The sequence below is a fragment of the Streptomyces sp. NPDC102467 genome (genome assembly GCF_044765445.1).
GTDB lineage: Bacteria > Actinomycetota > Actinomycetes > Streptomycetales > Streptomycetaceae > Streptomyces.
This window is the reverse complement of sequence record NZ_JBIWKA010000006.1, coordinates 179,980-206,624: the sequence shown is the minus strand read 5'-3', so window position 1 is coordinate 206,624 and position 26,645 is coordinate 179,980. Positions and strand designations below refer to the sequence as shown.

Sequence of the window (26,645 nt, the reverse complement as noted above, 5' to 3'; positions counted from 1 at the left end):
ATGCGACAGTCCTTTTCGCCCGGCACGAACGTGCGGTCCGACGAGCACGATCCGACACCGGACCGTCCGACCCAGGAGACGGCGGAGCCGGGACTCCCCACCCGTCGGCTCTCCGAACTCGCCGAGGGCGCGGCCCACTGCATGCCCGACTGCTGCGGTGCCGTGGCCACCGCGTCGGACGGCGGCGACGAACACCCGTCCGCGGCGACCCACCCCGACCTCGCCGCCCTGGCCTCCGTGCAGCTGCGCTCCGGCGAGGGCCCGATCCCGACGGCCGAGGAAGCCGGCCGGCCCGTGGAAGCCGCCGACCTCCTGCGGGACCGGCGGTGGCCGCAGTACCGCGCCCTGGCGCTCGACTCCGGGGTGCGGTCCAGCGTGACCATCCCGTTCCGCAGCGCCGACCTCGTCGTCACCCTCAGCCTCTACAGCTTCCGGGCCTGCTCGCTGCGGGACGCCCCGCACGGCCCGGTCCGCGCCCTCGGCGACCTGGCCGCCACGTGTCTGGTGCGGGACCGCTCCTACCAGGCGGCCCTGACCGAACTGGACCAGTTGGGCGCCGCCCTGCGCACCCGGCCCGTGGTCGACCAGGCCTGCGGGATCGTCATGCACGTACTGGGCTGCGACGCGGACGACGCGTTCGCCGTACTGCGCCGTGCCTCGCAGACCACCAATCGCAAGCTGGCCGATGTGGCCTCCGCCGTCGTCGAGCGGCGCGGACGCGGCCTCGAGCGGGAGTTCTCCGCGCTGACCCGGTGACCTGGCCCCCGTGACGTCACCCACCCGGCGCAACGGCCGCGCCGGGTCACTCGCCTGTTCAGCCGTCCCCGTGGGTACGCACAGGGCAGCGGCACGGCGCGCGCGGGTGCCCGCAGGGATGTGACGCTGGGGGCAGCGCACCGCGACGACACGGCGACGACACACGGCACGGAGGCAGCATGCGGCCATCGGACCCCACGGCCCGCGAGCCCAGGGCGGACGCGGCCCACCGGACCCGCGGCCCCGTGCGCGAGGGCCGCGGCCCGGTGCGCTACGGACCGCCGCTGCCCGATCCCGGCCTGCCCGTCCTCCCCGAACTGGCCGATGCCGTCGCCGGGGCCTCGGTACGCCCGCACGCCGAGCCGCCCGGCGGGCCGCCCGCACTCCTCGAAGCGGCCCGCGGCCACTGGCAGCGCCGGGGCCTGGCCGCCGAGCACGGCCGGGTCGTCGCCGCGCCGGGCGGCGCCCCGCTGCTCCTCGCCCTCACCGCGGCGCTCGGCGGCGACGTCCTCGTGCCGCGCCCCTGCCCGGCGTGGTGGGTGCCGCAGGCCCGCCTGCTCGGCCGCGAGGTGTTCCACGTGCCGACGCCCGCCGAGTGCGGCGGCGTCCCCGACCCGTACGCCCTCCTGGAGACGGTCCGCCGGGTCAGGGCCGAGGGCGGCGACCCCCGGCTGCTCGTGCTCTCCGTCGCCGACGATCCGACGGCGACCGTGCCGCCGCCCGAGGTGCTGCACGAGGCGGTGGAGGCCGCCGCGGGGGAGGGCCTGCACGTGGTCAGCGACGAGACGTGGCGGGACACGCTGCACCCGGGCCCGGGCACGATCCTGTTCAGCCCGGCCGAGATGTTCCCCGCCCAGGTCACCGTCCTGACCGAGCTGACCGGCGCGTTCCTGCCCCCGTCGCTGCCCGCGGCCTGCGCGCGGTTCCCGCCGACCGCGCAGGGCGACCGGCTGGCCGACCGCGTCCTGGACTTCCTCACCGCGACGAGCGCCGTGCTGGCGGCGCCGGTCGCGGCCGCGGCGACGTACGTACTGAACGAGCCCGAGGAAGTCACGGCCCGCCGCACGGCCGCCGTCGCGCTGCACGCAGGGGCGGCCGCGGCCGCCTACCGCATCGTGCTCGCCGGGGGCGGCCTGGCACTGCCCCCGCAGGCGGGCCGGCACCTTTACGTCGACCTGGACCCGCTGCGGCCGCCGCTCGCCGCCCGCGGGGTCACCGATGCCCAGGACCTGGAGGACTTCCTCACCGCGCGCCTGGACATGCCGGCCCCCGGCGGCCACCGGTTCGGCGACGATCCCGCGGCGCTGCGGGTGCGCCTGTCGACGGGGCCGCTGCTCGGGTCGACCCCGGACGAGCGCGCGGCGTCTCTCGCTTCACCGGATCCCCTTGAACTGCCGCACGTGGCAGGCCTGTTGGGGCGAGTAGCGGGGGTGCTCGACGACCTCCGCGGCGAGCAGCAGCCGGCGGAACCGGTGCGTTCGGAAGGCAGCGGGCCGGCCGGCGAAGGAGGGGAGTCCGAGCGATGACCCAGGCGTCCGAATCGACGACGGCGCGGCGGGCCGACGCCACCGCGTCCGTCCGCCCCCTCGTCCAGCCACGGCCCCTGGTCGAGCCGCGGCCGCTCGGCGGGGGCAGCGCCCCCGAGGCACCGCCGCGCCGCTGGCCCCGGTCCTTCGCGAACCGCCTGACCGCACCCCTGCCGGGCCTGCGGGCCTTCGCCCGGTTCGCCCGCGAGGGCGCGCTTCGGCCGCGCCCCGAAGGCCTGGCAGACATCCCGAACCTGCCGTTCGCACCGGGCCCGCTGCCCGATGTCGACGCCCGCACGGCCGCCGTCACCTGGGCGGGACACGCCAGTTGGGTCGTCCGGATCGGCGGCCTGACCGTCCTCACCGACCCCGTCTGGTCCCGCAAGATCCTCGGCACCCCGGCCAGGATCACCCCGGTCGGCGTCGCCTGGAGCGCGCTGCCGCCCGTCGACGCGGTCGTCATCAGCCACAACCACTACGACCACCTGGACTGGCCGACCCTGCGAAGACTCCCGCGCGAGACCCCGGTGTTCGTCCCGGCGGGCCTCGGCCGCTGGTTCACCCGGCGCCGCTTCACCCGCGTCACGGAACTCGACTGGTGGGAGGCGGCCGAACTGGGGGGCGTCCGCTTCGACTTCGTCCCGGCGCACCACTGGTCGAAACGCTCTCTCACCGACACCTGCCGCACGCTGTGGGGCGGCTGGATCCTCACCGACGAGGACGGGCAGCGGATCTACTTCGCGGGCGACACCGGATACGGCCGCTGGTTCTCGCAGATCGGCCGCCGCTACCCGGGTATCGACCTGGCGCTGCTGCCCATCGGCGCGTACGAACCGCGCTGGTGGCTGCGGGACGTGCACTGCGACCCGCAGGACGCGGTGCGGGCCGCGCAGGACGTCGGCGCGCGCCTCATGGCACCCATGCACTGGGCCACGTTCCTGCTGTCGGCCGAGCCGGTCATGGAGCCGCTCACCCTGCTGCGAGCCGCCTGGGAGCGGGCGGGCCTGCCGCGCGCCGCGCTCTGGGACCTGCCGGTCGGCGCCTCACGCGTGCTGACCGCCTGACCTCTGTCGCGCGTGCTGACCGCCTGACTACTGCCTGACAACTGTCACGCGTGCTGACTGCCCGACGGCCGGCGCACCTTCCGCCACAGCATCGGGGCCGTACTGACCACGACGGTCAGCACGATCGCCGCGGCGACGCCCTGCCACGGCTCCTTGAACAGGGAGCCGCCCAGGATGCCGATGACCTGGTACGTCGCCGCCCACGCGAGGCACGCCGGGATGTCGCCGCGGGCGAACCGGCGCAGCGGCATCTTCGCCATCAGACACGCCAGCATCACCGGGATCCGCCCGGCGGGCACGAGCCGCGACAGCACGAGGACCATCACACCGTGGTCGGCGAGCTTCTCCTGCGCCTGCTCGAGCCGCTCCTGGGGAGCCCGGGAGCGGAGGGCCTCCAGCCACCGCGAACCGTTCTTCGAGTGCATGCCGCGCCGCCCGAGCCAGTACAGGGCGACGTCCCCCAGGAACGCGGCGACCGAGGCCGTGACGAACACGAACACCAGGGAGTACGGCGCCTTCTGGTGGAAGGCCACGACGGCCGCGGAACTCACCAGCGCGCCCGTCGGAATCACCGGCACCAGCGCGCCGACCGCGACGAGCAGGAACAACGTCGGGTACCCGGCGGCCTGTTGGGTGGTCTCGGTCGGTACGACCTGCGCGACGGCGTCGAGCATCATCGGGCCACCTCCGGCCGGACGCTCTCGCCGTGCGCGAGGCAGTGCACCGCCACGTCCGGCGCGCGCAGCGCGGCCTGCCGGACGAACTCCTCGCCCGGGGTGTGGAATTCGTGCGGGCGCACGGCGTCCATCCCGATGGGCCAGTACGTCCCGTAGTGCACGGGCACGGCGCTGCGCGGCGCGATCCTGGTCAGCGCCTCGGCGGCCCGCGCCGGGTCGAGGTGGTGCGGCCCGAGGTGGGGGCCCCACCCGCCGACCGGCAGCAGCGCGACATCCACCTCCCCGACGGCCTCGGCCATGCCGTCGAAAAGACCGGTGTCGCCCGCGAAGTACGTACGGGCCTCGCCGCTCACCACGAAGCCGAGTGCGGGCGCCCGGTGCGGGCCCACCGGCAGCCGTCGCCCGTCGTGCGCGGCGGGCACGGCTCTTATGGCGAGGCCGCCCACCTCGACGAGAGCCCCCGGCTCGACCTCGCTGATCTTCAGGCCCCGCAGCCGGCGCAGACCCGGCACGGCGCGGGCGGCGCCGCGGGGGACCAGCACCCGGGTGCCCGGCGCGAGCCTGGCCAGCGACGGCAGGTGCAGGTGGTCGGCGTGCAGATGTGAGACGAGGACCACATCGGCGAGGGCGGCGCTGGGCGGCGGCGGGGCCCCGCGGCGGCGCCGCAGATGGGCGAGGCGGCGGGCGAAGAGCGGATCGGTGAGCACCCGGACACCCGAGTCCTGAACCGTGCAGGTGGCATGACCCCACCAGGTGATCTCCACCGGCACCCGCTGCCTCCTCGACGTTCGACTGCCCCCGAGCGTACGTGCAGGAGTAGGGTCGACGCCGAATGGCTGAGGTGAGGGGGACACCATGGGCGCACCGGACGGGGTCGGCGCTGCCGTGCGGGTCGCGGCGATCGCCAGTCTGACGCCGCTGGAGCAGCTGGACGCCGACCCGTTCCTGGTGGACTCGCGCAGCCAGCACGCGATGTGCGCCCGCTGGGCCGCCGAGCGCGGCTACGTGATCACCCGTGAACTCCTCGTGCACGGGGTGCGCCCCGACCACGAAAGCCTGTGGGCGGACGTCGACGCGGGGATGGTCGACGTCTTCGTCGCCCCCTGCGACCGTGTCCTGCGGGCGGCGCTCCGCTCGGTCGACGCGTTCTCCGCGGAGTGCGCGCGGCGCGGGGTCCGGTTGGAGACGGCGGGCCTCGCGGAGCCGTCGTACAGCGTGGAGATGAAGGCGCGGGTGCACCGCCGGTTGTCGATGCCCACAGCGGGATACGACGGCTGTTGACGGTGGCGTAAGGGCTCGCCCTGCCGGGCGTCGGCCCAGTCTGCCCAAATCGTATGAAACCCTGGCCGACGGCAATCACAGCGAAGCAGTAACAGGGGCGAGGGAGTCGGAACGTGGCCGCAGGCCGATGGAGACGGGTGGCGAGCACCGCATGGCGCTCGCTCACGGTCTGGGCGGCGGGCACGCTGACGATGCTGATCCTGGCGGGCCTCCTGCCGGACTTCCAGCTCCAGTCCGACAGCGGCGACAGCGCCACCCGCGTCGCCACCACCGCCGGCCTCGGCGCCGGCGCCTTCGCGATCCTCTCGGCCCTGGTCTGGCCCGTCCTCGTCCGCGCCCTCCTCCTCGTTCCGGCCCTCGTCCTCGGCGTCGCCGTCTTCTTCCTGAACGGCGCGGTGCTCCTGTTCGCCCTCTACCTCATTCCGGACGGCCGCGGCGAGGTCAGTCCGGAGACCGCGGTCGTCGTCGCCGCGGTGATGTCGGCCGTGGCGTCGGCGACCGGCGGTGCCCTGGCCGTCCGCGACGACGACGCGTACCGGCGGCGGCTGTACCGGCTCGCCGACCGAAGGCGCCGCAGGGCCGTCGAGGGCGTGGCAGCCGAGGCGGGGCCGCCCGCCCCCGGCACCGTCTTCATCCAGCTCGACGGCGTCGGTCACGAGGCCCTGCTGCGGGCCGCCCGCAGCGGCGTGATGCCCACGGTCGGCGCGTGGCTGCGCGACGGAGGGCATCGCCTCACCCCGTGGCGCACCGACTGGTCGAGCCAGACCGGCGCCAGCCAGCTCGGCATCCTGCACGGCTCGAACCACGACATCCCCGCCTTCCGCTGGTACGAGAAGGACACCGGCGAGATCCAGGTCTCCAACCGCCCCACCAGCGCCGCCGAACTCCAGCGCCGCGCCGTCGAGCACACCGGCGACGGCGGTCTGCTCACCGTCGACGGCGCGAGCCGCGGCAACCTCTTCAGCGGCGGCGCCGAAGAGGTCGCCCTTGTGCTCTCCGTCGCCGCCCGGCGCGGCAAGGAGAACCGGTCGAGGGCCGGCTACTTCGCCTACTTCTCCGACCCGGCGAACGCGGTGCGCACCGCCCTCTCCTTCTTCGCCGACGCCGGCCGCGAGATCGGCCAGTCCACCCGCGCCCGCCTGCGCAGACAGCGGCCGCGGATCGGCCGGGGCGGCCTCTACCCCTTCGTCCGCGCCTTCGCCACCGTCGTCGAGCGGGACGTTGTCGTCGCGGCCGTCATCGGCGACCTGCTGGCGGGCCGCAGCGCCGTCTACGCCGACCTCGTCGCCTACGACGAAGTGGCGCACCACTCGGGCCCGTTCGGCCGTGACACCGACAAGGTCCTCGCCCGGCTCGACCGCTCGCTCGCACTGATCGAGAAGGTCGCCGAGCACGCCCCGCGCCCGTACCGCATCGTCGTCCTGTCCGACCACGGGCAGAGCCCCGGCGAAACCTTCCACGCCCGCTACGGACTGACCCTCCAGGATCTCGTGCGCGCCGGCTGCGGCCTGCCCGTGCCGCGCAAGGCGCGGCGCACCCACAGCGGCGCCGAGGCCCGCGCCGCCGTCCGCGCCGCGCTGCGCCGTCCCGTCGAGGAGCCTGCCGAGGCGTCGGCCCGCAAGGGCAAGCACCACGAACCGATCGTGCTGGCCTCCGGCAACCTCGGCCTCGTCTCGTTCCCCGACGTGCCGCACCGGATGAGCAAGGAGGAGATCGACACCCGCCACCCGGCGCTGCTGCCGACTCTCGCCAACCACCCCGGCATCGGGTTCCTCCTCGTACGCAGCGAACAGCACGGGGCCGTCGTGCTCGGGGCGCGCGGGGCGCAGGTCCCGATCGACGACCTGGCCGACGGGCAGGGCCCGCTCGCCGACTTCGGTCCCGGCGCCGCCGACGCCGTGCGCCGCACCGACTCCTTCCCGCACACCGCCGACATCATGGTCAACTCCTGGTACGACCCCGTGGACGGCGAGGTTCTCGCCTTCGAGGAGCAGATCGGCTCGCACGGCGGGCTCGGCGGCGCGCAGAGCCGCCCCTTCCTGCTCTCGCCCGCGGCCCTGTCCGAGCCGGTCCCGGACGGCGGCGAGCTCGTCGGCGCCGAACAGGTCCACCGGGTCCTGCGCCGCTGGCTCCGCGAGGGGTTCGGCCCGCAGATCCCGCTGGAGAATTCGCTCCCGCAGACCTCCGACGGCGCATCATTTGTGGTCGCACCCCCTGATATGCAGGACGAATCCGCCTGATTTGGTGGGGGAACGCCTGTCGCCCGACCATGGAGCGCCGCCCGGCGATCCCGTGTCGGCGAGGCCTGTCCCTGAACAACGGCGGGCTCTTCAGCACGACCGAGAGGCGCACCACCCCATGCACGACACCGGGCCCGCGGTACAGACGGCTCCGGCCGGGGACGACGGCCAGGACAGCAGGCACGCCCGCAGGTTCGGCCTTCCCATCGCCACGGCTCTCGTCATGGGCAACATCATCGGCGGCGGCATCTTCCTGCTCCCGGCCTCCGTGGCCCCGTACGGCACGGTCAGCCTGGTCGCCTTCGGTGTTCTGACGGTCGGCGCCATCGCGCTCGCCCTCGTCTTCGGCCGCCTCGCGCACCGGCATCCGCAGACCGGCGGCCCCTACGTCTACGCCCGTGAGGCTTTCGGCGACTTCGCCGGTTTCCTGGCGGCGTGGAGTTACTGGATCACGACCTGGGTCTCGAACGCGGCGCTCGCCGTCGCCGCCGTCGGCTACCTCGACGTCCTGCTGCCGATCCGCGGCTCGACGTTCTGGACGATCGTCGCCGCCCTGGTCTGCCAGTGGCTGCCCGCGCTCGCCAACCTCGCCGGCACCCGCTACGTCGGCGCGGTCCAACTGGTCTCCACCGTACTGAAGTTCGCGCCGCTGCTGCTCGTCGCGGTCGGCGGCCTCTTCTTCTTCGAGGCGGACAACCTGGGCCCGTTCCAGGCCACCGGCGACTCCGCGCTCGGTGCCGTCTCCGCGTCCGCCGCGATCCTGCTCTTCAGCTACCTGGGTGTCGAGTCCGCGTCCGTGAGCGCGGGCGAGGTCCGCGACCCGCAGCGCAACGTCGGCCGCGCGACCGTCCTCGGTACGGGGCTCGCCGCGCTGCTCTACCTGCTGTGCACGGTGTCGGTGTTCGGCACGGTCGCGCACGCCAAGCTGGTGGACTCGACGGCGCCGTTCTCCGACGCCGTCAACGCGATGTTCGGCGGCACCTGGGGCGGTACCGCCGTCGCGATCGCCGCCCTGGTCTCCATGGTCGGCGCGCTCAACGGCTGGACGCTGCTCAGCGCCCAGACGCCGTACGCCGCCGCGCGGGACGGGCTGTTCCCGCCGGCGTTCGGGAAGAAGAAGCGCGGGGTCCCGACGTTCGGTGTGATCGTCGCCGTCACCCTCGCCTCGCTCCTGACGATCTACAACTACACGGCGGGATCCAGCGGCGTCTTCGAGACGCTCGTGCTCGTCACCACGTTCACCGCGACCGTGCCGTACCTGCTGGCCACCGCCGCGCAGATCTACTTCCTGCTGTCCGGGCAGGGACACCGGGTGCGACGGTCGCGGCTGATGCGGGACATGGTGCTCGCCGTCGCCGCGTTCGGATTCTCCATGTGGCTGGTCGGCGGCGCGGGGTACGCGGCCGTCTACCAGGGTGTGCTCTTCCTCTTCGTGGGCGTCCTCGTCTACGCGTGGATGGCGGCGCGCAAGAAGCGTGGCACCCAGGCGCCTTAACAGTTGTCGGCGGGACGACCGGTCCGCCTGACAGCGGACGGGCCGCCCCGCCTGACCGACCCCCGTCGGTCACCTGGCGATGGGTGCGACCACCCAGCGCAGCTTCTTGAACATGCTGTCCCGCGAGCCGAGTTCGATCAGCTTGCGGGCGGCGGGGTACGCCTCGTTGCCCTCGATCTCGTAGCCGACCTCGAGCGTGCCCGGTACGTCCCTGATCTCCATCTGCGCCTCGATGTCGGACGCCGAACGCTCGCTGTCCGCCGCCATCGCCGTCAGATGCGCGATGCGCCGCTGTTGCGCCTCGTCGAGGGCCTGGCGCGGGTCACGCGAGCCGGGTGACTTCATGGCCTGCTTGCCCTTGCCGGACGGAGGCGCGACCGCCGAACTCGGTGTGCGGACCCCGCCGGTGGGCCGGCGCGTCGACAGGGTGGCCTGCACCACGGTGCCGTCGTTGTCGAGCGCCACACGGAATTCGCCCCGGCCGGGCGTGATCACAGGTACGCCGCCGAAGGTCTGCCGGAACGTGACGTGCGTCTGCAGCGACACCGGCTCGCCGATCCCCGAACCGTCCTTCTTGCCGCTGTTCTGCATCAGGTCGTGCACGCCGTCGACGACCAGCTCGGCGCCGCCCGTCGCCTCCCCGTGCTGCTCGACGAACTCCCGGGCCAGCTCGACCGCGCGCTCGGTCGGCAGCTGCCGGGTGTTGCGGTGGTTGGCCTCGGCCAGCTTCACCCAGCGCACCGCCCCCGGCGCCGTCGACACGAACCGGTCGCCCGAGTTCGCGCTCAGCACGCCCTGCCGTTCGACCTGGACCTCCTGGAGCGCGGCCTGCGGGAAGTGCGCGAGCTGCCCGAGCCCGGTGAGTTCCTGACCGGGGTCGCGCGGCATCAGCTGCACGATCTGCGGCTCCGACGGCGCCTGCGTCATCGGGTCGCGCAGACCCTCGCGGGCGTAGTACCAGCGCCAGGCGTACCAGGCGTCGGAGACGTGCTCGCGGAAGAAGTTGCGTTCGGCGTCGAGGCGGCCGGTCGCCTCGGCCTGGGTGGCGCCGGTGGCCGCGACCGACGGGGCCTGCCCGTGGTAGATGTCCCAGCTCGCGTTGAGCCATGCGTCGCAGTACGTCTGTCCTGCCCGCCACTTCTCCCAGAACTTCCTGCCGTAGTCCGGGCTGTCGATGCTCGTCGTCTCGAACCCGAAGATCATCCGGGAGCCCAGGTTGGGGCCCGCCCACGTACGCACCGGCGAGTGCCCGTCGAGGACGCGCAGTGAGTTGCACGTCGACCAGAACACGTAGTTGACCCGTTCGTTGCCGAACGCCATCCGGTTGGACACCGCGTCCGAGCGGTTGTCCCAGGTGGCGCCCAGCGGCGCGAAGAACACGCCGTTGCCGTCCATCCCACCGTGGCCCGAGTGGTACACGGCGACGACGGCGTCCAGGCCGTACCGGTCCTGCCAGTTGTCGTACGTCTCCTCGTACGCCCAGACCTGCGCGCCGTTGTCCGCGAACCAGAAGTTGCGGTCGTAGAACTGCTGGAGGTACGCCAGCCAGCCGGTGGCGTCCTCGTGCGTGTGCGAGAGCGGGTTCTGGTTCACGAACTTCTGGATGCTGAACGCGCCCCACCAGCCGGACGTCGAGTCACGGTCGGCCGCGCCGGGCTTCCCGGTCTCCAGTGGTGACGGGCCGCGGTCCGAATAAATCATGCGCATGGCCAAACCCCCTGCGAAACCCCGTGCGGATCCCCGTGGTCGGGGGCCTCAAAGTGTCACCGTCGTGGGGTCTTGCCCAGCGCGCATTCCGGCCATGGTGACCGCGGCACGGCCCGGGGCCCGGTCTTCCGGGTGCGCCGGTGCCACATGTGGTCGGATGGAGGTCAGAGACAATCGGAAACGGTCCCGCCGCAGGGGACCGTACGGAAGGGATCCATCGTGGCAACCACGCGCTCCGCACATACGGTGTGGGAAGGCAACCTGCTCGAGGGCAACGGCGTCGTCACCTTCGACTCCTCCGGGATCGGCGAGCAGCCGGTGTCGTGGCCGTCGCGCGCCGAGCAGGCGAACGGCAAGACGAGCCCCGAGGAACTGATCGCGGCCGCGCACTCGTCCTGCTTCTCCATGGCGCTCTCGCACGGCCTGGCCGGTGCCGGTACACCGCCCACCAAGCTGGTCACCTCCGCGGACGTGACGTTCCAGCCGGGTGAGGGCATCAAGGGCATCCACCTCACCGTCGAGGGCACCGTGCCTGGCCTCGACGAGCAGGGCTTCACCGCGGCCGCCGAGGACGCCAAGAAGAACTGCCCGGTGAGCCAGGCGCTCGCGGGTACAACGATCACGCTGACGGCCAAGCTGGCCTGAGGGCGGTCCCTCGACCCCCTGCCCCCTTGACACGGGCCCGCTCAAGTTTTGTGCTGGTTACCGGGACAACCCGGTGTCCGGAACGACTTGAGCGGGCCTGCTTCTGTGAGAGGGGACGCGTCATGGCGCGTGCGGTCGGAATCGATCTCGGTACGACAAATTCGGTGGTGGCCGTATTGGAGGGTGGTGAGCCCACCGTCGTCGTCAACGCGGAGGGCGCGCGCACCACCCCCTCCGTGGTCGCCTTCGCCAGGACGTCGACGGCCGAGGTGCTGGTCGGCGAGGTCGCCAAGCGGCAAGCCGTGACGAACGTGGAGCGCACCGCGCGCTCCGTCAAACGCCATATGGGCGACGGGAGTTGGCACTTCCCGGACAGCGGCACCATCGACGGCGCCCGCTACAGCGCCCAGGAGCTCGCGGCCCGCGTGCTGCAGAAGCTCAAGCGCGACGCCGAGGCGTACCTCGGCGAGGACGTGACCGACGCCGTCGTCACCGTGCCCGCCTACTTCGACGACGCGCAGCGTCAGGCCACCAAAGAGGCCGGCGAGATCGCGGGCCTGAAGGTGCTGCGCATCATCAACGAGCCGACGGCGGCCGCCCTCGCGTACGGCCTCGACAAGGGCGACGAACAGACGGTCCTCGTCTTCGACCTGGGCGGCGGTACGTTCGACGTGTCGCTCCTGGAGATGGGCGACGGCGTCATCGAGGTCAAGGCCACCAACGGGGACACCCAGTTGGGCGGCGACGACTGGGACCAGCGCCTCGTCGACCACCTCGTCCGGCAGTTCAAGAACGCGCACGGCATCGACCTCGGCGGCGACAAGATGGCGGTGCAGCGGCTGCGCGAGGGCGCCGAGAAGGCGAAGATCGAGCTGTCGTCGTCGAGCGAGACGACCGTGAATCTGCCGTACATCACGGCGACGGCGCAGGGGCCGCTGCACCTGGACGAGAAGCTGACCCGCGCTCAGTTCCAGGAACTGACGGCCGACTTGCTCGACCGCTGCAAGAAGCCCTTCCATCAGGCCGTGAAGGACGCGGGTGTGGAGCTGTCGGCCGTCGACCACGTCATCCTCGTCGGTGGATCGACACGGATGCCCGCGGTGACCGATCTGGTAAGGGAGTTGACCGGAAAGGACCCACACAAAGGCGTCAATCCGGATGAGGTGGTCGCCGTGGGCGCGGCCCTGCAGGCCGGTGTCATCCGCGGCGACGTCAAGGACGTGCTGCTGCTCGACGTGACGCCGCTCTCTCTCGGCATCGAGACCAAGGGCGGGGTCATGACGAAGCTCATCGAGCGCAACACGACCATCCCCACCCGGCGTTCCGAGATCTTCACCACCGCCACCGACAACCAGCCGTCCGTCGGCATCCAGGTCTTCCAGGGTGAGCGCGACATCGCCGCCTACAACAAGAAGCTCGGCGTCTTCGACCTGACGGGCCTGCCGCCCGCGCCGCGTGGCGTCCCGCAGATCGAGGTCACCTTCGACATCGACGCCAACGGGATCATGCACGTCTCGGCGAAGGACCTGGCCACCGGGCGCGAGCAGAAGATGACGGTGACGGGCGGCTCGGCCCTGCCGAAGGACGAGATCGACCGCATGATGCGGGAGGCCGAGACGCACGCCGAGGAGGACCGCAAGCGCAAGGAAGCCGCCGAGGCCCGTAACGAGGCGGAGCAGCTCGTCTATCGGACGGAGCGGTTCCTGCGGGACAACGAGGAGCGGATACCGCCGGACATCCGCACCGAAGTGCAGGACGCCGCAGGGGAGTTGAAGGCCACCCTGGCCACCGACCCGCCGGACCCGAACGCCCTCCGCGAAGGGGTGCGGAAACTGGCCACCGTCAGCCAGAAGGTGGGCCAGGCCATGTACCAGGGTGCGGACAGCGCCCGGCCCTCGGAGGACGAGTCCGGGGACGACGTGGTCGACGCCGAGATCGTGGACGACGAGAAAGGCGACGAGAAAGGTGGCGGCGAGAAAGGTGGCGAGAAGGGTACGGCCTCGTAGGCCTCAGTCGCCCGACGGGCTCAGGTGAGCCCGCCACTTCTCCAGGATCTCCAGCGTCCGCTCCGCGCTCGCCGCCTGGGCCACCAGATGGTCCAGGACCTCCAGGTGCATGCCCACCTCGTCGCGAGAGTCGAGGTACAGCGCCCCGGTGACGTACTCGCTGTACACCATGTCCGGCAACTCCCGTACGGGGAAACGGAACAGGGTGAACGGGCCGAACGTGCCGGGGTGCGGGCCGCTGGCGAACTCGGCTATCTGGAGCGTCACATGGGGGAGCCGGGACACGTCGATGAGGTGGTCCAGCTGCCCGCGGAGCACCGCCGCGCCGCCGGGCGGACGCCGCAGCACCGTCTCGTCCATGACGACCCACAGGTGCGGCGCGTCCTCCCGCGTGAGCAGCGACTGGCGGGCCAGGCGCAGCGACACGTGCCGGTCGATCTCGTCGGGCTTCGAGCGGCCCACCGTGCCGGCGTCGAAGACGGCCCGCGCGTACTCCTCGGTCTGCAACAGGCCCGGCACGAAGTGCGGTTCGTAGGCACGGATCATCTCCGCCGCGCCCTCCAGGCTGACGTACAGGCTGAACCAGTCCGGCAGCACGTCGTGGAACCGCTGCCACCAGCCGGGCAGGTTCGCCTCCTCGGCGAGCGCGACGAACGCCTCTATCTCCCGCTCGGGGACCTCGTACAGCTCCAGGAGCATCTGAACGTACGGGATCTTGAGCGAGACCTCGGCGGTCTCCATCCTGCGTATGGTCGCCCCGGTCACCCGCAGTGCGCGGGCGGCGTCGTCGCGTTTGAGTCCCGCGGCCTCCCGCAGATCACGCAGGCGTCGGCCGAGGACGACCTGGCCCACGGTGGGTGCGGGCCGTCGTTCACTCACGTCTCACGTCTCCCCACGTGACGATTACGACAAGCAGCGGCTATGAGCCGGTGCGCTCCCACCCCCGTCGCTCCGGCCGCGAGGTCAGCCGTCGCTGGTCGCGACTGCGATAGACCACGTACGGACGGAACAAGTACTGCACCGGCGCGCTGAACATATGCACGAGCCGGGTGAACGGTACCAGCGCGATGAGTGACATGCCCACTACTGCATGAATCTGATAGAGCACGGGTACGCCCTCCATCCGCCAGGTGTCCGGGCTGAGCGTGAACAGGCTGCGGGCCCAGGGGCCGATGGACTCGCGGTAGTTGTAGCCGTCGCCCGAGGAGTGCGTGAGCTTGGCCGTCATGCCGAGCACGATGGACCCGAGCAGCACCACGTACATGAGCTTGTCGTTGCGGGTCGTCGCGCGGAAGACGGGGGCCTTCGTGCGGCGCCGGTACAGCAGCATGAAGATGCCGCAGACGGTCAGGACACCGGCGAACGTGCCCCCGATCAGCGAGAACAGGTGGTACGTGTGCTCGCTGACGCCCACCGTGTCGGTCCACGACATCGGGATGAACAGTCCGACGAGGTGTCCGACGAGGACGAACAGGATGCCGTAGTGGAAGACCGGCGAGGCGATGTTCAGCAGCTTCGACTCGTAGATCTGCGAGGAGCGCGTCGTCCAGCCGAACTTGTCGTAGCGGAAGCGCCAGATCGTGCCCGCGATCAGCAGCACGAAGGCGATGTAGGGCAGGGCGCCCCAGAGCAGCGTGGTCACGGGGCGTGCTCCTTCACGAACAGCGGCAGGGGGTCATGGCCGACGCCGAGGTCGCCGAAGGGTTCCAGGCCGACCTCTTCGCGGGGCGGGCCCGAGCGGGCCAGCGCCATCGCCTCGGCCTTGTCCTTGGGGGAGGGCCCCGGCAGCGAGGCGCAGACGGCGGTGAGCACGGTCGCGTACGGCGTGCCGTGTTCGGTGAGGGCCAGGCGCAGCAGTTCGAGGCCGCTGCGGTGCTCCTCCAGGAGGAACGGTCCTGCCTGCGCCGAGAACTCCAGAACGGCGGGCAGGAAGTCGGGAAGCTCCTCGCCGGTGAACTCCATGCCGTGCTCCCGGTACACCTCCTTCATGCGGACCAGCGACATGCCGCGCCGCCGGGTGTCGCCGTCGCGCCACCACGTCAGGTACAGGCTGTGCCGGTTCTTGAAGTCGAAGACCTGGACGTAATGGGCCGCGAGGTCGGCCGGCGGCGTGGCCTCGGCGTGGTCGACGAACGGGGCGAGGCGCGGCGCGGCGGCCCGCACCAGCGGCAGCCGCTCGTACAACTCCTCGTCGGGGTAAGTGAGACAGAGCGCCGCCGCCTGGTGCAGGAGTGCTGAGGGGCCGGTCACGGGCTCTCCTTCGGGTCGTCGGCGGTCTGGCGGCGCTTGGTGAGGTGGAAGTTCTCGACGGAGACGACGGGCAGCAGTTTGCGGCCGCCGGTCGTGGTGTTGCCGGAGTCACCGCCGAAGGGGCCCTCGCCGCCCATGCCGGGGCCGTCCTCGTAGTCGAGGCTGCAGGAGTCCGGCAGCGCCGACTCCTCCAGGCGCTGCGCGTCACCGACCGCGGCCGTCGGGATCACGTACCGGTCCTCGTACTTGGCGATGGCCAGGAGCCGGTACATCGCCTCGATCTCGTCGGCCGCCATGCCGACCGATTCGGCGATCGAACTGTCCGGCCGGTCACCGAGGTTGATGGCCCGCATGTGCGAGCGCATCGCCGCGAGTTTCTCCAGGGAGGAGCGCACGGGCGCCACATCGCCCGCCGTGAAGATCTCCGCCAGGTACTCCAGCGGGATGCGCAGCGTGTCGATCGCGCCGAAGAGGTTGGTGTGGTCCTCGCCGTCGTGGCCCGTCTCGCTGAGCGCGTCGACGACGGGCGAGAGCGGCGGGATGTACCAGACCATCGGCATCGTCCGGTACTCCGGGTGCAGCGGAAGCGCCACCTTGTACTTGCTGATGAGCGCGTGGACCGGGGAGCGGCGCGCCGCCTCCACCCAGTCGTACGGGATGCCCGCCTCCTCGGCGGCCCTCCGCACAGCGGGGTCCTCCGGATCGAGGAAGACGCCCAACTGGGCCTCGTACAGCCCGGTTTCGTCCGTGGTCTGCGCGGCCTCCGTCACCTTGTCGGCGTCGTAGAGGATGACTCCGAGATAGCGCAGGCGCCCCACGCACGTCTCCGAGCAGACGGTCGGCAGGCCCACCTCGATACGCGGGTAGCACATCGTGCACTTCTCGGCCTTGCCGGTGCGGTGGTTGAAGTAGACCTTCTTGTACGGGCATCCCGTCACGCACATCCGCCAGCCGCGGCACTGGTCCTGGTCGACCAGGACGATGCCGTCCTCCTCGCGCTTGTACATCGCGCCGGACGGGCAGGACGCCACGCAGGACGGGTTCAGGCAGTGCTCGCAGATGCGCGGCAGATAGAACATGAAGGTCTGCTCGAACGCGAACTGCACCTTGTCCGCCGCCTGTTGGCGCGTCTTCTGCACCATCGGGTCGAGATCGCCGTACTCGGTCGCGCCGCCCAGGTTGTCGTCCCAGTTCGACGACCACTCGATCTTCATCGGCTTGCCGGTGATCTGCGAACGGGGCTGTGCCACCGGATAGTCGTCGCCCAGCGGGGCCTCGGTCAGGTTCTTGTAGTCGTACGTCCAGGGCTCGTAGTAGTCCTTGATCTCGGGCAGCTTGGGATTGGAGAAGATGCCGGCGAGCTTCTGGAAGCGGCCGCCGCCCTTCAGTTTCAGGGCGCCCTTCTTGTTCAGCTCCCAGCCGCCGCGCCACTTCTCCTGGTCCTCGTAGCGGCGCGGATAGCCCTGCCCCGGGCGGGTCTCGACGTTGTTGAACCAGACGTACTCCATGCCGTTGCGGTTGGTCCACGCCTGCTTGCAGGTGACCGAGCAGGTGTGGCAGCCGATGCACTTGTCGAGGTTCATGACCATCGCGATCTGAGCCATACAGCGTCCAATAGTGACTTCGTCACGGGGCATGGGTTCAGTACTCCACCTTCTGCGAGCGGCGCCGGATGACGGTGACTTCGTCTCGCTGGTTGCCCGTCGGGCCGAGGTAGTTGAACGCCCACGACAACTGGGCGTAGCCGCCGATGAGATGGGACGGCTTGAGGATGAGCCGGGTGAGCGAGTTGTGGATGCCGCCGCGCTTGCCGGTCGTCTCGGCCTTCGGGACGTTGACGGTGCGTTCCTGCGCGTGGTGCATGTACACCGTCCCGGCTGGCATACGGTGCGAGACGATCGCGCGGGCGACGACGACACCGTTGCGGTTCACGGCCTCGATCCAGTCGTTGTCCTTGACGCCGATGGCCTCGGCGTCCTGCGGCGCCATCCAGATCGACTGCCCGCCGCGGGACAGCGCGAGCATGAACAGGTTGTCCTGGTACTCGGAGTGGATGGACCACTTGTTGTGCGGGGTGAGGTAACGGACCGTCACCTCGTGCTCTCCGTCCGGACCGAGGACCGGCTCGCCGAACAGCCGGTTCATGTCGAGCGGTGGCCGGTAGATGGGCAGAGCCTCGCCCAGCTCGTGCATCCAGTCGTGGTCGATGAAAAAGTGCTGACGCCCCGTCAGGGTATGCCAGGGCTTGAGGTGTTCGGTATTGAGCGTGAAGGCCGTGTACCGGCGGCCGCCGGCTTCGCTGCCCGACCACTCCGGCGACGTGATCACCGGGACGGGCGCGGCCTGCGTGTCCGCGTACGTGACGCGCTTGCCCTCGTGCTCGGCGGCGAGGTGCGCCATCTCCTGCCCCGTACGGGCCTCAAGCGTGTGGAAACCCTGGGTGGCGAGGCGGCCGTTGGTCGTCCCGGACAGGGCGAGGATCGTGTTGGCCGCCTTGACCGCCGTGTCGAGTGCGGGGCGGCCGTCCGCGGGGCCGCCGCGCACGACACCGTTGCGCTCACGCAGCTCAGCGACCTCCTGGTCGGGCTTGAGGGTGATCCCCTTGGCGGGCAGGCCCAGTCGCTCGACCAGCGGGCCGAGCGCGGCGAACTTCGCGCCGATCGCGGTGTAGTCCCGCTCGACGACGACGAGGTTCGGCATCGTCTTTCCCGGCACCGGCTCGCACTCGCCCTTGCGCCAGTCCAGGACGACACCGCCGGGCTGCGCGATCTCGCCCGGCGTGTCGTGCTGGAGCGGCGCCGCCACCAGGTCCCTGCGCACGTCGAGATGGCCGGCGGACAGCTCGCTGAGCCTCTCCGCGAGCACCTTGAACGTGTCGAAGTCGGTACGGGCCTGCCACGGCGGGTCCACGGCCGGCGTGAACGAATGCACATAGGGGTGCATGTCCGTGGAGGACAGGTCGTGCTTCTCGTACCAGGTCGCGGCGGGCAGTACGACGTCGGACAGGAGGGTGGACGACGTCTGCCGGAAGTCGAGGGAGAGCAGCAGATCGAGCTTGCCCTCGGGCGCCTCGTCGCGCCAGGTCACCGTGGTGGGCCGCTCGTCGGGCGCCGCCTCCTCGGCCCGCAGCGACGAGTGCGTACCCAGGAGGTGTTTGGTGAAGTACTCGGCGCCCTTCGCGGAAGATCCCAGCAGGTTCGCCCGCCACAGGGTGAGGACCCGCGGCCAGTTCTCGGGTGCGTCCGGATCCTCACAGGCGAACTTCAGGGTGCCCGCCTTGAGTTCGGCGACCGTGTCGTTCACCGGGTCGGCGCCGGAACCGAGGTCCAGCGGGTTCCGGTCGAACGTCGGATACGACGGCATCCAGCCCGAACGTGCCGACAACGCAAGGCAGTCGGCGCCCGTCATCCCCTCGAAGGCACCCTTGCCGAGCGGGGAGGCGAGAACGTCCGCGCCGAACTTGTCATAGCGCCACTGGTCGGTGTTGGTGAACCAGTACGCCGCGCCGATCATCTGCCGCGGCGGCCGCGACCAGTCGTTCGCGGAGGCGAGCGAGGCCCAGCCGGTCACCGGGCGGCACTTCTCCTGACCCACGTAGTGCGCCCAGCCGCCGCCGTTCCTGCCCTGGCAGCCGGTCAGCTGCAGCAGCGACAGGAAGGTCCGGTAGATGGTCTCGGAATGGAACCAGTGGTTGGTGCCGGCCCCCATCAGGATCATGCAGCGGCCGCGCGACTTCTCGGCGGTGTCCGCGAACTCCCGCGCGATCTTTACGCACTTGGCGGCCGGTACGGAGGTGTGGATCTCCTGCCAGGCAGGCGTTCCGGGCGCGTCGGCGTCCTCGTACGAGGCGGCCCACTCGCCCGGCAGCCCTTCGCGGCCCACGCCGTACTGTGCGAGCAGCAGATCGAAGACGGTGGTGACCAGCGGGCCGTCCTGGCCGCCGAGCCGGGTCGCCGGGACGCCGCGCCGGACAATCTCGCCGCGGCCCTGCCCGTGCGTGCCGCCGTCGGTGTCGAAGCGGGGCAGCAGCACTTCCACACCGCTCGCGACGTCGCTGCCGTGCAGGCTCAACTGCGGTTTGATGTCGCCCAGTTCGAGGTTCCACTTGCCCTTGCCTGACTCGGTCCAGCGAAAGCCCAGCGACCCGTTCGGCACGGCGGGCCGCCCGGTCGCCTCGTCGAGGACGGCCGTCTTCCACTCCGCGCCCTCGCCGCCCTGCCCGAGGTCGGCGGCGCGCAGGAACTTCGCGGGGACATAGCCGCCGTCCTTCTCCTCCAGCGTCACCAGGAACGGCAGATCCGTGTACTTCTTGACGTAGTCCGTGAAGAACGGGGTCTCACGGTCGACGAAGAACTCCTTGAGGATGACGTGCCCCATGGCGAGGGCGAGCGCCCCGTCCGTGCCGGGGTGCGGGTGCAGCCACTCGTCGGCGAACTTGGCGTTGTCCGCATAGTCGGGCGCGACGACCACGACCTTCTGACCCCGGTAGCGGGCCTCGGCCATCCAGTGCGCGTCGGGCGTACGCGTCACGGGTACGTTCGAGCCCCACATCATCAGGTACGCGGCGTCCCACCAGTCACCCGATTCCGGCACGTCCGTCTGGTCGCCGAACACCTGCGGCGACGCCACCGGCAGATCCGCGTACCAGTCGTAGAACGACAGCATCGGCGCGCCGATCAGCGACATGAACCGGGCCCCCGCCGCGTGCGACACCATCGACATCGCGGGGATCGGCGAGAAACCGGCGACGCGGTCGGGTCCGTACGCCTTGATGGTGTGGACGTGCGCGGCCGCGACGATCTCCACGGCCTCGTCCCACGTGGCCCGCACCAACCCGCCCTTGCCGCGCGCCAGTTGGTAACTGCGCCGCCGCTCCGGATCGCCCTGGATATCGGCCCACGCGAGCACCGGGTCCTTCAGCCGCGCCTTCGCCTCCCGGTACAGCTCCAGGAGCACACCCCGGATGTACGGGTAGCGGACGCGGGTGGGGGAGTAGGTGTACCAGGAGAAGGCCGCCCCCCGGGGGCAGCCGCGCGGCTCGTACTCCGGCCGGTCGGGGCCCACGCTCGGATAGTCCGTCTGCTGGCTCTCCCACGTGATGATGCCGTCCTTGACGTACACCTTCCACCGGCACGACCCCGTGCAGTTCACCCCGTGCGTCGAGTTCACGACCTTGTCGTGACTCCACCGGTCGCGGTAGAAGACGTCCCCGTCCCGGCCACCCTTGAGCCGCACGCTGTGCAGGTCGGCGGCGGCCGCCCCCCGCCGGAAGAACCGCCCGGCCCGCAGCAGCGCGGCGTCCGGCTCGGTCGGCGGGTGCGTCGTGTCTGTCACCGTGTGTGCTCCCTCGCTGTGCCGTCCTTCGCACGCTAGGGGCGCCTGCCACCGGGCACCTGTCGGCCGGGGCCGTACGGGTTGCCCGGGCCCCGTACGGCGGAACCGTGCCCCTTACCTGGCACGTAATCGACCGGCCGCGCGGCCACGGGCAGGCTGATGGCACCCCCACGACAAGGGCGGCGCCGAGTGAGCCGGACGCGGCGCAGTCCGACGCGGCGCTCGCCCGCACCGGCCCGCCGGTCCTCGGGGCGCGCCTCGGCATCGAGGGCAACCTCGTCCGGACCGCGCTCAGCCTCGTCGCCCTGTTCGCGTGGCTCTCACCGAGCGCGGGCGGGACGGTACGGGTGCCGCTGCAGGCCGTGGTCGTCGCCGCCTTCGCCGCGCTCCAGTACCGGGCCCTGCGCGGCGCCCGCTCTCAACCCGCGTTGGACTGAAGGTACTTGACCGTCGCCGGATCGGCCGGGAGCAGCGTCTCGATGGCCAGCTCGGCGACGGTCACGTCCATCGGCGTGTTGAACGTGGAGATCGACGACACGAACGACAACACGTGCCCGTCGTGCTCGATCACCATCGGCAGCGCGAAGTACGGCACCGGCTCGGCCGGCTCGGCGCCGGCCGCGTCCGCCGGGCCGGCCGGCACCGGATACGCCGCGACCTCCTCGTACAGCTCCCGCAGCGCGTCCGAGCGGGCCAGCGCGATCTGCCGCTCCATCTGCGCCAGCAGATGCCCCCGCCACTCGCGCAGATTCCGGATCCGGGGCGCCAGCCCCTGCGGGTGCAGCGTGAGCCGCATCGCGTTCAGCGGCTGTCGCGCGAGCAACTCTTCGGGCAGCGACCCCATCAGCGCCGCGAGGCCGCGGTTCGTGGCGATCACGTTGTACGTCGCGTCGACGATCAGCGCCGGATACGGTTCGTAGCCGCGCAGCAGCCGCTCCAGGCCCGCACGCAGCGAGCCCATCGACGGATCGTCCAGCGGGGTCTCCCTGAAGCGCGGCGCGTAACCCGCCGCGAGCAGCAGGGCGTTGCGCTCCCGCATCGGCACGTCCAGGTGCTCGGCAAGGCGCAGGACCAGCTCCTCGCTCGGCCGCGAGCGGCCCGTCTCCACAAAACTGATGTGCCGCGCCGACGAGTCCGCGCGCAGCGCGAGCTCCAGCTGGCTGACCCGCCGCTGCTCCCGCCAACCGCGCAGCAGACGGCCCACCTCGGAAGGGTTCTTGCGCGCCGCAGTTGTCATGGGGAGACGGTAACGCGGTACGTCTGCTGCGCCGGGGGCGTGCCGTGCCGCGATACGGGCGCCGCGCCTGAGGCATGCCATGTGGTGATACAGGTGTCGCGCCAGAGGCATGCCCAAAGCCGGTGCGGGTGGCACGCTGGGGACATGCCTACTGAACCGCTCTCCCAGAAGGAGGTCGAGGACCGCCTCGCCGAACTCCCCGGCTGGTCACTCGACGGCGACCGCATCACCCGTACCTACCACCTGGGCACGCACTTCGCGGCGACCGCCCTCGTCGTGCACATCGCCCAGACCCAGGAGGAGCTGAACCACCACTCCGACCTCACCCTCGGCTACAACACGGTCGCCCTCGCGGTGCACACGCACGACGCGGGCGGCGCCGTGACCGCGAAGGACTTCGAACTCGCCCGCAAGGTGGAGACGTTGGCTCCGGGGCACGGCGCGACCTGACCTGCCCGACCGGGCCCCGACCGTCAGGGTCCGGTCCGGCAGATCTCGATCAGTACGTCTTGACCTCAAGTGTGGTTGAGACCCAATGATCCAGCTATGAACGAGATGATGAGCAGCACCGCGAACCTCCGGGACCACTCCGAAGTCGCCACCCTCGTCAGCGCCTTCTTCCACACCCTGGATGAGCAGAGGTTCGACGAGGGCTGGGCCTTGGCCTACTTCACCGATGACCTGCGGACGACGACGCCGCTAGGCGTGGCCGAGGGAGTCGACGCCGTGCGCCAGGTGGAGGAGGCCATCGGCCGATTCGCCGCAACCTTGCACGCCTCCTCTGACGTTCTTGTCCGGGCAGAGCCAGGCGCGCGGACAGCCCATGCGTCCTGGAACGCCCATATGACCCACGTCCACCTCGACTCCACGCTCCAAGCACGGGGTGAGGGCGCCAACCCCCTCTTCACCGTGGGCGGTATCTATGAGGCAGAACTCCGACGTACCGAGGAGGGCTGGCGCATCAGCCGCATGTCGGTGCGGGCCGTCTGGACCACGGGCGAGCCGCCCGTCCTGCCGGACTAGACCGCCACTCGGGTCAACTCCCGTTTCGCGACGTCACGTTCGAAGCGGTCACCTCGGGCTGGCTGCTGCACCTCATCGATGACGCGGCCCCCGTCGTGGCCGAGGCGTCCCGCGTGCTCGGCCCCGGCGGCGTCTACCCCCCGACGGTCGACAAAGGCGCGGCCTCTCTCGTCGGCAGCGACATCTGCGCGCTGGTCGAGCGGTTCCGCGCCCGCGATCCCGGCCTGGTCACACGGCGTTCAGCCGGGCCCGCTCGTCCTCCGTCAGCTCCAGGTCCACCGCCGCCAGGCTCTCCTCGATCTGCGCCACGGACGACGCCCCGACAAGCGGGATCGCCGGCACCTGCGCCCCGATCATCCAGGCCAGCACCACCTGGTTGACCGTGGCCCCCGCCGACTTCGCCACCTCTCGCAGCGCCGCCAGCCGAGGCTGCGTACTGCCGTGCTGATGCCCCGCGGCGAGCGGCTTGTCGTCCCGTACGTAAGCCCCGCCGAGCAGCGGCGAGTACGCGACCAGCGTGAGATCCCGCTCGGCCCGCACCATGCTGAGCAGATTGCCGTCGGCGGTGCTGAGCATGCCGTCCGGCGACAGCTCACTGGGCAGATCGATGCGGTGCCGCAGATAGCTGTGCTGGTACTGGAGCACCTCGTACCCCGGCAGGCCCTCGGCCCGCGCGATGGCCCGGGCCCGCTCCACCTGCCACGCCCAGTGATTGGACACGCCGAGCAGCCCGACCGTGCCCTCGTTCACGAGCACCCCGAACTCCCTGACCTGATCGGCCAGTTCGACCTTCGGGTCGGGAATGTGGGCGTACAGGAGATCCAGCCGCTCCAGGCCGAGCCGCGCCGTGCTGCCCGCCACGGCCGACCGGATCGCCGCCGCCGAGAGCCCTTCCGCGTCGTCGACGTAATGGCCCCCCGGCGTGAGCGGCGCCGCGCCCAGCTTGGTGGCGATGACGATCTCGTCGCCGATGCCGCGGCTGCGCCGCCAGTTGCCGAGCACCGTCTCGCTCTCGCCGCCGACGCTGCCGGTCTGCCAGAACGCGTAGTTGTCCGAGGTGTCGACGAACGTGCCGCCCGCCTCGACGTACCGGTCGAGAATCGCGAACGCCGTCTTCTCGTCGGTGGCCGTGCCGAACAGCATGGCGCCCAGGCTGATCACACTGACCTCGCGGCGACGTGCCGGATCCGTGCCGATGGTGCGGTACTTCATGCGGAGCTCCCCTTCGCGGGGCCCGGCCGCCGGGTGCGCGCCGGACTGTGGAAGGGAGTCAACGTGTTGAAGCGCAGGCGAAGTCAAGCGTGTTCGGCGTCGATCACGGTCGGCCGCGTTCGGTACCGACTGCGGGGCAGGGAAGCGAAGTTGGGCGCTGGGCGGCAACCGGTGCGCGCGCTGCGGCAACTGACGGAACGTGACCCACCCGCGCGTTCCGACCCCCAGGAGCCTCCGCATGCCCCGATCCCGCCCCCGACCCCGTGCCCACCGGGGACCCCGCCGCCTGCTGCTCGCCACCCTCACGGCCGGGGCCCTCGCCGCCGCCGGACTGACCCTGCTGCCCGCACACGACGCGTCCGCGGCCACCGCGCGGCAGGCCGAGGAACTCGACCGCGGCCTGGTCAGCGTGCACACCGACGCCGGCAACCTGATCACGTGGCGTTGGCTCGGCACGGACCCGGACAACGTCTCCTTCAACGTCTACCGCGCCGGTACGAAGGTCAACTCGGCCCCGGTGACCGGCTCCACGAACTTCTTCCACTCCGGCGCCCCGAACTCCGCCGACTACACGGTCCGCGCGATCGTGGGCGGCACCGAGCAGGCCGACTCGGCGCACGCGATCCAGTTCCGCACCGGCTACAAGGACGTACCGATCTCCCCGCCCGCGGGCGGCACCGCCCCCGACGGCGTCGCCTACACCTACGAGGCCAACGACGCGTCCGTCGGTGACCTCGACGGCGACGGCGTCCTCGAATTCGTCCTCAAGTGGCAGCCCACCAACGCCAAGGACAACTCGCAGTCCGGCTACACCGGGAACACGATCGTCGACGCGATCAAGCTCGACGGCACCCGGCTGTGGCGCGCGGACCTCGGCAAGAACATCCGCTCCGGCGCGCACTACACGCAGTTCCAGGTGTACGACTACGACGGCGACGGCAAGGCCGAGGTCGCCATGAAGACGGCGGACGGCACGACCGACGGCCAGGGCAAGGTCATCGGCAGCTCGTCGGCGGACTACCGCAACTCAAGCGGCTATGTCCTGTCGGGCCCCGAGTACCTGACGATGTTCAACGGCTCGACGGGCGCCGCGATGGGCACCGTCGACTACGTCCCGGCGCGCGGCACGGTCTCCTCCTGGGGCGACTCGTACGGCAACCGCGTGGACCGCTTCCTCGCGGGCACGGCCTATCTGGACGGCTCCCGCCCCTCCTTGATCATGGCGCGCGGCTACTACACGCGTTCCGTGATCGCGGCCTGGGACTGGCGCGACGGGAAGTTCACGCGCCGCTGGACGTTCGACACCAACTCCTCGACGAACAGTGGCAAGGGCTACGACGGCCAGGGCAACCACCAGCTGTCGGTCGCGGACGTCGACGGTGACGGCAAGGACGAGATCGTCTACGGCGCGATGGCCGTCGACGACAACGGTTCCGCCCTGTGGACCACGAAGAACGGCCACGGCGACGCCCTGCACGTCGGCGACCTCGACCCGTCGCGCCCGGGTCTGGAAGAGTTCAAGGTCGACGAGGACAGCTCCAAGCCGTCGTCGTGGATGGCCGACGCGAAGACCGGCGCCGTCATCTGGTCGACGGGCGCCAACGGCGACAACGGACGCGGTGTCTCCGGCGACATCTGGTCCGGCAGCGCGGGCGCCGAGTCCTGGTCGTCGTCCGAGTCCGGCATCCGGAGCCCCAAGGGCACGGTCGTCTCCTCCCGCAAGCCCTCCTCCACGAACTTCCTGTCGTGGTGGGACGGCGACACCACCCGCGAACTCCTCGACGGCACCCACATCGACAAGTACGGCACGTCCGCCGACACCCGCCTCCTGACGGGCTCGGGCGTCCACTCCGACAACGGCACGAAGGCGACCCCGGCCCTGTCGGGCGACATCCTCGGCGACTGGCGCGAGGAGGTGGTGTGGCCGACCACGAACAACACGGCCCTGCGCATCTACTCGACCCCGATCGAAACCTCCACCCGCATCACCACACTCCTCCACGACACCCAGTACCGTACGGCCCTGGCCTGGCAGAACACCGCTTACAACCAGCCGCCGCACCCCAGCTTCTTCATCGGCTCGGGCATGCCGACGGCGCCGCGCCCCACGATCACGACTCCCTGAGGTGCTTTGAGGCGCTCTGAGAGCAGTTGGTGTCTCAACTCTGTACTGAGACGGCTGCTCCGGTTGA

At 71.1% G+C, this 26,645-nt stretch carries 22 protein-coding genes and 1 pseudogene; 13 read left to right on the top strand and 10 right to left on the bottom strand.

Annotated elements, in window-relative coordinates; genetic code table 11:
* From ACIREE_RS14105 to ACIREE_RS14095, 3 genes are all read left to right on the top strand, one after another.
* The gene (locus tag ACIREE_RS14105) at positions 1-756 is read left to right on the top strand and encodes an ANTAR domain-containing response regulator (RefSeq protein WP_404150771.1); all 756 of its coding nucleotides are present in this window, start codon (positions 1-3) and stop codon (positions 754-756) included.
* Positions 757-935: 179 nt separating this feature from the next.
* Entirely contained in the window at positions 936-2,282 is a 1,347-nt protein-coding gene (locus ACIREE_RS14100; RefSeq protein ID WP_404150769.1) for an aminotransferase class I/II-fold pyridoxal phosphate-dependent enzyme, read from the top strand.
* Positions 2,279-3,346: an MBL fold metallo-hydrolase gene (locus ACIREE_RS14095; RefSeq protein WP_404150767.1), complete on the top strand. Its 1,068-nt coding sequence runs from the start codon at positions 2,279-2,281 to the stop codon at positions 3,344-3,346. Before ACIREE_RS14100 ends, ACIREE_RS14095 begins: the two co-directional genes overlap by 4 nt.
* Before the next feature lie 44 nt (positions 3,347-3,390).
* Here ACIREE_RS14095 and ACIREE_RS14090 read toward each other — a convergent pair whose 3' ends face one another.
* Both ACIREE_RS14090 and ACIREE_RS14085 read right to left on the bottom strand, forming a co-directional pair.
* Positions 3,391-4,023: a DedA family protein gene (locus ACIREE_RS14090; protein ID WP_404150765.1), complete on the bottom strand. Its 633-nt coding sequence runs from the start codon at positions 4,021-4,023 to the stop codon at positions 3,391-3,393.
* Positions 4,020-4,793 carry an MBL fold metallo-hydrolase gene (locus tag ACIREE_RS14085; protein WP_404150763.1) on the bottom strand — a complete coding sequence of 258 codons (774 nt, stop codon included), beginning with the start codon at positions 4,791-4,793 and terminating at the stop codon, positions 4,020-4,022. Before ACIREE_RS14085 ends, ACIREE_RS14090 begins: the two co-directional genes overlap by 4 nt.
* A gap of 85 nt (positions 4,794-4,878) precedes the next feature.
* Between ACIREE_RS14085 and ACIREE_RS14080 the strand changes: the two genes are divergently transcribed.
* From ACIREE_RS14080 to ACIREE_RS14070, 3 genes are all read left to right on the top strand, one after another.
* The gene (locus ACIREE_RS14080; RefSeq protein ID WP_404150761.1) at positions 4,879-5,304 is read left to right on the top strand and encodes a hypothetical protein; all 426 of its coding nucleotides are present in this window, start codon (positions 4,879-4,881) and stop codon (positions 5,302-5,304) included.
* A gap of 113 nt (positions 5,305-5,417) precedes the next feature.
* Entirely contained in the window at positions 5,418-7,544 is a 2,127-nt protein-coding gene (locus ACIREE_RS14075) for an alkaline phosphatase family protein (RefSeq protein ID WP_404150759.1), read from the top strand.
* A gap of 118 nt (positions 7,545-7,662) precedes the next feature.
* Positions 7,663-9,039: an amino acid permease gene (locus ACIREE_RS14070; RefSeq protein ID WP_404150757.1), complete on the top strand. Its 1,377-nt coding sequence runs from the start codon at positions 7,663-7,665 to the stop codon at positions 9,037-9,039.
* A 69-nt stretch (positions 9,040-9,108) separates the two neighbouring features.
* On the opposite strand, the gene ACIREE_RS14065 is transcribed toward ACIREE_RS14070, so the two are convergent.
* Entirely contained in the window at positions 9,109-10,746 is a 1,638-nt protein-coding gene (locus tag ACIREE_RS14065; RefSeq protein ID WP_404150756.1) for a DUF6345 domain-containing protein, read from the bottom strand.
* A gap of 219 nt (positions 10,747-10,965) precedes the next feature.
* Between ACIREE_RS14065 and ACIREE_RS14060 the strand changes: the two genes are divergently transcribed.
* The gene (locus ACIREE_RS14060) at positions 10,966-11,391 is read left to right on the top strand and encodes an OsmC family protein (RefSeq protein WP_404150754.1); all 426 of its coding nucleotides are present in this window, start codon (positions 10,966-10,968) and stop codon (positions 11,389-11,391) included.
* Between the two features lie 122 nt (positions 11,392-11,513).
* Positions 11,514-13,397, top strand: a complete 1,884-nt coding sequence (gene dnaK / locus ACIREE_RS14055; protein WP_404150752.1) for a molecular chaperone DnaK — start codon at positions 11,514-11,516, stop codon at positions 13,395-13,397.
* Positions 13,398-13,400: 3 nt separating this feature from the next.
* On the opposite strand, the gene ACIREE_RS14050 is transcribed toward dnaK, so the two are convergent.
* Genes ACIREE_RS14050 through ACIREE_RS14030 form a run of 5 tightly spaced genes read right to left on the bottom strand, consistent with a single transcriptional unit; the run spans position 13,401 to position 20,981 of the window.
* On the bottom strand, positions 13,401-14,276 hold the full coding sequence (locus tag ACIREE_RS14050; protein WP_404150750.1) for a helix-turn-helix domain-containing protein: 876 nt from the start codon (positions 14,274-14,276) through the stop codon (positions 13,401-13,403).
* 40 nt (positions 14,277-14,316) lie between these two features.
* Positions 14,317-15,039 carry a respiratory nitrate reductase subunit gamma gene (gene narI, locus ACIREE_RS14045; protein ID WP_404150748.1) on the bottom strand — a complete coding sequence of 241 codons (723 nt, stop codon included), beginning with the start codon at positions 15,037-15,039 and terminating at the stop codon, positions 14,317-14,319.
* Positions 15,036-15,647: a nitrate reductase molybdenum cofactor assembly chaperone gene (narJ, locus tag ACIREE_RS14040; protein WP_404150746.1), complete on the bottom strand. Its 612-nt coding sequence runs from the start codon at positions 15,645-15,647 to the stop codon at positions 15,036-15,038. Before narJ ends, narI begins: the two co-directional genes overlap by 4 nt.
* Positions 15,644-17,251 (bottom strand): nitrate reductase subunit beta, encoded by a 1,608-nt coding sequence (narH, locus tag ACIREE_RS14035; RefSeq protein ID WP_404150744.1) that lies wholly within the window; start codon positions 17,249-17,251, stop codon positions 15,644-15,646. Before narH ends, narJ begins: the two co-directional genes overlap by 4 nt.
* 37 nt (positions 17,252-17,288) lie before the next feature.
* A complete protein-coding gene (locus ACIREE_RS14030) occupies positions 17,289-20,981 on the bottom strand; it encodes a nitrate reductase subunit alpha (protein WP_404150742.1) in 3,693 nt (1,230 codons plus the stop codon).
* A gap of 107 nt (positions 20,982-21,088) precedes the next feature.
* Here ACIREE_RS14030 and ACIREE_RS14025 point away from each other — a divergent pair, with 107 nt between their 5' ends.
* The gene (locus ACIREE_RS14025; protein ID WP_404150740.1) at positions 21,089-21,418 is read left to right on the top strand and encodes a hypothetical protein; all 330 of its coding nucleotides are present in this window, start codon (positions 21,089-21,091) and stop codon (positions 21,416-21,418) included.
* Here the strand turns inward: ACIREE_RS14025 and ACIREE_RS14020 are convergent.
* On the bottom strand, positions 21,400-22,218 hold the full coding sequence (locus ACIREE_RS14020) for a helix-turn-helix domain-containing protein (protein ID WP_404150738.1): 819 nt from the start codon (positions 22,216-22,218) through the stop codon (positions 21,400-21,402). The two genes, ACIREE_RS14025 and ACIREE_RS14020, sit on opposite strands and share 19 nt — an antisense overlap.
* A gap of 144 nt (positions 22,219-22,362) precedes the next feature.
* Here ACIREE_RS14020 and ACIREE_RS14015 point away from each other — a divergent pair, with 144 nt between their 5' ends.
* From ACIREE_RS14015 to ACIREE_RS14005, 3 genes and pseudogenes are all read left to right on the top strand, one after another.
* On the top strand, positions 22,363-22,668 hold the full coding sequence (locus ACIREE_RS14015) for a 4a-hydroxytetrahydrobiopterin dehydratase (protein ID WP_404150737.1): 306 nt from the start codon (positions 22,363-22,365) through the stop codon (positions 22,666-22,668).
* Positions 22,669-22,764: 96 nt separating this feature from the next.
* Positions 22,765-23,241, top strand: a complete 477-nt coding sequence (locus ACIREE_RS14010; protein WP_404150735.1) for a nuclear transport factor 2 family protein — start codon at positions 22,765-22,767, stop codon at positions 23,239-23,241.
* Positions 23,172-23,363, top strand: a pseudogene (locus ACIREE_RS14005) (methyltransferase domain-containing protein); the annotation flags it as partial. The gene ACIREE_RS14010 and the pseudogene ACIREE_RS14005, both read left to right, overlap by 70 nt.
* Before the next feature lie 106 nt (positions 23,364-23,469).
* Here the strand turns inward: ACIREE_RS14005 and ACIREE_RS14000 are convergent.
* Positions 23,470-24,453, bottom strand: a complete 984-nt coding sequence (locus tag ACIREE_RS14000; RefSeq protein WP_404150733.1) for an aldo/keto reductase — start codon at positions 24,451-24,453, stop codon at positions 23,470-23,472.
* A gap of 238 nt (positions 24,454-24,691) precedes the next feature.
* Between ACIREE_RS14000 and ACIREE_RS13995 the strand changes: the two genes are divergently transcribed.
* Complete coding sequence (locus tag ACIREE_RS13995; RefSeq protein ID WP_404150731.1) at positions 24,692-26,578, top strand: rhamnogalacturonan lyase; 1,887 nt, start codon at positions 24,692-24,694, stop codon at positions 26,576-26,578.
* The last annotated feature ends 67 nt before the right edge of the window (positions 26,579-26,645 follow it).

Coding starts and splice junctions, on each gene's coding strand:
- ACIREE_RS14090 (WP_404150765.1), bottom strand. CDS start 4,023: ATGATGCTCGACGCCGTCGCGCAGGTCGTACCGACCGAGACCACCCAA.
- ACIREE_RS14010 (WP_404150735.1), top strand. CDS start 22,765: ATGAACGAGATGATGAGCAGCACCGCGAACCTCCGGGACCACTCCGAA.
- narH (WP_404150744.1), bottom strand. CDS start 17,251: ATGGCTCAGATCGCGATGGTCATGAACCTCGACAAGTGCATCGGCTGC.
- ACIREE_RS14080 (WP_404150761.1), top strand. CDS start 4,879: ATGGGCGCACCGGACGGGGTCGGCGCTGCCGTGCGGGTCGCGGCGATC.
- ACIREE_RS14095 (WP_404150767.1), top strand. CDS start 2,279: ATGACCCAGGCGTCCGAATCGACGACGGCGCGGCGGGCCGACGCCACC.
- ACIREE_RS13995 (WP_404150731.1), top strand. CDS start 24,692: ATGCCCCGATCCCGCCCCCGACCCCGTGCCCACCGGGGACCCCGCCGC.
- ACIREE_RS14105 (WP_404150771.1), top strand. CDS start 1: ATGCGACAGTCCTTTTCGCCCGGCACGAACGTGCGGTCCGACGAGCAC.
- dnaK (WP_404150752.1), top strand. CDS start 11,514: ATGGCGCGTGCGGTCGGAATCGATCTCGGTACGACAAATTCGGTGGTG.
- ACIREE_RS14065 (WP_404150756.1), bottom strand. CDS start 10,746: ATGCGCATGATTTATTCGGACCGCGGCCCGTCACCACTGGAGACCGGG.
- ACIREE_RS14100 (WP_404150769.1), top strand. CDS start 936: ATGCGGCCATCGGACCCCACGGCCCGCGAGCCCAGGGCGGACGCGGCC.
- ACIREE_RS14015 (WP_404150737.1), top strand. CDS start 22,363: ATGCCTACTGAACCGCTCTCCCAGAAGGAGGTCGAGGACCGCCTCGCC.
- ACIREE_RS14020 (WP_404150738.1), bottom strand. CDS start 22,218: ATGACAACTGCGGCGCGCAAGAACCCTTCCGAGGTGGGCCGTCTGCTG.
- ACIREE_RS14070 (WP_404150757.1), top strand. CDS start 7,663: ATGCACGACACCGGGCCCGCGGTACAGACGGCTCCGGCCGGGGACGAC.
- ACIREE_RS14000 (WP_404150733.1), bottom strand. CDS start 24,453: ATGAAGTACCGCACCATCGGCACGGATCCGGCACGTCGCCGCGAGGTC.